The following is a 4471-nucleotide window of genomic DNA, read 5'->3' as shown; positions in this document are numbered from 1 at the left end:
GGACGTTTAGACGCAAGAAGGACGCTGAAGAGCTTAGTTGCGGATTTGAGGTTATTTAGGTGTCAAAACGCACGGAAGGTATCAAAACGCATTATTAAGGCGTTTTTGTCTTTTTTTTGAGCTTTATCTGTAAATATTCACTCGGGAGCATTCCAGTATATTCTTTGAAGTTACGGAGTGCTGTTGCCTTAGAACGGAAGCCTACTTTAAAGAAAGTGTCTAATACGTTTACGTATTTATCACTGTCTGCAATTTTCAAAAATTCATCAATCCGGCGACGATTGATAAACTCCTTGTAACCATCGTAGCCTTTCTCCTGGATGATCCGGGTGAGCTTGTTGCGGTTTGTATCCAAAAGAACAGCCAATTTGGTTATATTCGTATCAGGGTTTCTCCAGAGTTGTTCTCTATCTATCAGTTCATTGAGTTGTAGCCACAAAGGGTTTTCTTTATTCTTCTCCGGGGTTATATTTTCATCCGGTGTATCAAGTGTCTCTAATGGTACAGGTATATCAGATGATACAGTGGATTCAACCGGGATTTCTCGGGGAGTAACAGGCACGTTTATCCGTAGAAATAGTTCCTGATAGGTGATGAATAGGCAAAACAGGATACAATAAGTCACATGGATAATGCTCACAGTCATAGAACCGGTAAGCATGAATAAAGTATAAAATATACCAACTCCCTGAATAGCGACCGTATAAGTAGAAATCCACCGGCAATCGGCACTACTCGTTTTATAGTTGTAAGGAATGTAAAAGAGCATAATACTATAAGGAATAATGCCTGTCACGATAATCAGTAAGCGGAACCACACGTTAAATTCACCGATATGCCCTATCATGTCGCCAAAGGATGTCAATTCCCTGAAATGGAGATGGACGCAAGCCAAAAACAAACTAAGCAGCAACCAGGGAGCAAAAAACAATATCCCCCTCTTGAAATTAAGCCAGCCCGGACGAATGACTTCTATCGGGTAGAGGTAGTAAATCATCAATGCAATAAGCCCTCCGTAGAGATTGGCTATCGGCAAGACATGATAGGTAAGCGGCCTGCCTGCATAACCGACAAACACGCGCAGACCAAATGAAATAACCGTTACAAAGAAAGCAATAGCCAAGTACACTCTCGATTTATTATTAGGGTGTCGGCGAATACATAATAATGTGGCACTTAATAAAAATGCACATACAGCAAAATGAAGCATTGCATTTAATAGTCCTGTTTCTATATCCATAAACTTTTCAAATAATACATAACTGCCTGTTTATGCGTTTGTTATTTAATCTATTTTTTGCAAAAATACATAGATTTTTCTTCAAAGTCGAAGAAAGATACCGCTTTCTTGCAAATTAATCTGTCCGTTCTTCTTCGGTATCTTTTTGAAAATCATTTTCCGGTTTGTCTTTCGGGTTTTCCAGAAAAAGGAATTGGTCTAAAACCATTGGCTTGAATTTACGGCTCACCGGAAATGATTCCTCGTCAATGTAAACCGCATTGCCCACAAATTTATTGACGCATTTCTTGTTGATAATGTAGGAACGGTGTATCTGGATAAATAAATCAGGCGGGAGTTTCTTTTTTACTTCCGCCATCGGGCAGGTCGCTATCAGCTTATTCTGTTTGGTGGTATGAATATAGCAATAGCTCCGGGAGGCTTCTATCCACTTGATTTCACAAAACAAAATCTTCCTGTAAATGCTTGGTATAGTGCAGGATTGGTTCACGATGATGTGAAATGTACCACTACTACGGATAAACAGAATGAATTTTAAGTGAGTCCGGCTATTTTCAGCAACGGTGGGATGAATTTCATCCCACCGTTTTAGCATCATTACAATTTTATCCCTTTTGAGGTTTCCGGAACAAGCGGTTTTGGACGGACAATGACGACACGGTCGTCCGTGGACGGCTTCTTGCCGCCATTCTCCGGCAACACCGCCTTTATATCCTGCGTTTGTTCCATATCCCCGCTGTCAGTCTGCCGGGACGGAGCAAGGCTCAGTTGTATCTTCCTCTCCAACGTTGCCACTTCGGATTTGAGTTGCTTGAGTTCCTCTTCCTTCTTCCACGTACCGCCGGCTACTTCCCGCAGCGTGGGCAAATCCTTCTCCAACTTTTCGTTCTCCGTCCTGTACTGCTCCATCAGTTTCGGAATGCGGTCAAGCGCATTGAGGAAATTCGTTGCTGCCGCCTTGTGGTCGGACATTGCCAACTGCCCGTTATTGTAGGTGTACTTGTACGCCCCCTCGATAAAGAAGCGGTTCTGTTTCACCTCCACACCCTCACGGACGGAGCTTTCCGTTTTTACAAGGATAGGGAAACCGTACAACTCACCGATAGGCAGGTATTCACCTCCCGTCGTGGCGTTCTTGGCAATCTCCTGTAGCCGTGTCCCGACGCTTTTCGCATCGGTAGCCGCTAGACCGTCCAGCCGTACCGGATTGCGGTAATACCCATCCTCGTCGGTCTGCGCCCGTGAGGTGAAGGTTTCGTAGTCCGCCGTCAGCTTGGCAATGTGTTCGTTGTTCTCATCCAATTTCTTGGTATGCGACTCCAATTTCCACGTCGAGCCGCTTTTGTCCTTGTAGAAGCTCTTGCGCTCGCTCTCCAATGCGGCGACTTTCTTTTCCAGACGAGCCTTGTCCAACAGGTCGGTATTGCCGGAAAGGATAGCCATGTACTCCGAGAAGTTCATGCCCGATTTCTCGTCCATGCTGCCCTCGTCGATGGTACGTGCGCCCATCGCCCCGCTTTTAAGCTGGGAAATAAAGGTCTGCTTGCAGTGCAACAGGTTGAACTTATAACTGTCCAGCGATTTTTCAACCGCATAGATAATCACGTCCACCTTGTTGTCGGCAAAAAACTTGGCAATCTCGTTGCCCTTTCTCACCGCCCGCCCATCCCGTTGGGAGAGGTCGGACGGTCGCCACGGTGTATCCAGATGATGAAGCGCAACCGCCCGTTTCTGCGCGTTCACGCCCGTTCCGAGCATACTCGTCGAGCCGAAAAGCACCCTTACCTTCCCCTCGTTCATGGCGTCTATCACCGCCTTGCGTGACTTTTCATTCTTGCACTCCTGAATGAAACGTATCTCGTTTGCCGGAATACCGTAGTCCTCAATCAGCTTGCGTTTAATTTCGCTGTACACGCTCCATTTTCCCGGCTGATACGTCCCCAAATCCGAGAATACGAACTGTGTGCCTTTCTGCGCGTCATACTTTTTGTAGTATTCCGCAATCTTGGCGGCGCAGTGGCTCGCCTTGTTGTCCGGGTGATCGTCGTACTTGTCCGAATCAATCATGCGCATATCGAGTGCCATCTTACGGGCGTAATCGGTGGCTATCAGCATCTTCGCCTTTTCCTCCGTTTCCGACAAGGGCAACCGTCCCAATACCGTCGCATCACCCGTTTGCGCGAACTCCATCAGTTTTTTGATGAACTCCTCCTGTACGGGTGTAGGCGGGATGTTATGCAGTATCTCGTTTTTCTCCGGTCTGTCCACACCCACATCCGCCGCCGTGCGGTAGTCGGTAATCTCATTGTAGAAAGCCGCCAGTTCCGGTACTTTGATGAAGTAACGGAACCGTTCTTTCAGCACCACTTGATTGGTAACGGAAAACTCGAAGTCCGTGGTTTTCTTGGCAAAGATTGCCGCCCACGCGTCGAAACAGTTGATGTTCTGCCGTTCCAACTCTTTCGGACGAAGATATTTGAACAGCAGGTACAGTTCTGTGAGCGAATTGCTGATAGTCGTGCCCGAAAGGAACGTAGCCCCCAAATCCTTCCCCGTGCGTTCCTGAATGGTACGCAGGGCAAACAGCATATTGAGTGCCTTTTGGCTTCCCTCACTGTTTCCCAGCCCCGCCACCCGGTCGTGGCGGGTATTGAAGGTAAGATTTTTGAACTGATGGCTCTCGTCTATGAACAGGTGGTCGATGCCCATCTGCTTGAAATCCACCACGTCGTCCGTGCGGGATTTGATGGCATGTTCCACCTTTTCCAGCTTGGCAAGCAAGTTGATTTTACGCTTCTCCAATCCTTTGAGCATCCCTCTCGATACCTCCTTGCCCTGTGCCCGCAAAACTTCCAGATTCTCTTCCACCGAATCCAGCTCCTTTTGCAGAATCTCCTGCTGCACGTCGGTCGGTTGGGGTATCTTCCCGAACTGGTCGTGCGACATGATGACACAATCCCAATCATTATTTTTGATATTGTTAAAGAACTTCACCCGGTTCTGGGGTGAAAAGTCCTTTTCCGTCGCATAGAGGATTTTTGCGTTCGGATACGCCGTGCGGTAGCACTCGGCTATCTCCGCTACATTGGCTTTCAGCCCGATAATCATCGGCTTGTGCGCCAATCCCAACCGTTTCATTTCCTGTGCCGCAAGGCTCATAATCAGCGTTTTACCCGTCCCACAGGCTAAGCACATCGCGCCTTGCCGTCCTTTCGGACGGTAGGTTTCAAT

General features: G+C 47.3%; 2 protein-coding genes and 1 pseudogene. All 3 read right to left on the bottom strand.

Annotated features, from left to right (window positions below; genetic code table 11):
* Nucleotides 1–94 precede the first annotated feature (94 nt).
* Nucleotides 95–1240: a helix-turn-helix domain-containing protein gene (locus DW173_RS23395; RefSeq protein ID WP_118290798.1), complete on the bottom strand. Its 1146-nt coding sequence runs from the start codon at nt 1238–1240 to the stop codon at nt 95–97.
* Between the two features lie 115 nt (nt 1241–1355).
* Nucleotides 1356–1838 carry a LytR/AlgR family response regulator transcription factor gene (locus tag DW173_RS23390; RefSeq protein WP_120145329.1) on the bottom strand — a complete coding sequence of 161 codons (483 nt, stop codon included), beginning with the start codon at nt 1836–1838 and terminating at the stop codon, nt 1356–1358.
* Nucleotides 1839–1989: 151 nt separating this feature from the next.
* Nucleotides 1990–4471: pseudogene (locus DW173_RS23385) on the bottom strand (helicase-related protein); the annotation flags it as partial.

The sequence above is a fragment of the Bacteroides sp. AM16-13 genome, assembly GCF_003602705.1.
GTDB lineage: Bacteria > Bacteroidota > Bacteroidia > Bacteroidales > Bacteroidaceae > Bacteroides > Bacteroides xylanisolvens.
Note: the sequence above shows the minus strand (reverse complement) of the source record. Positions and strands in the feature narration are given on the sequence as shown.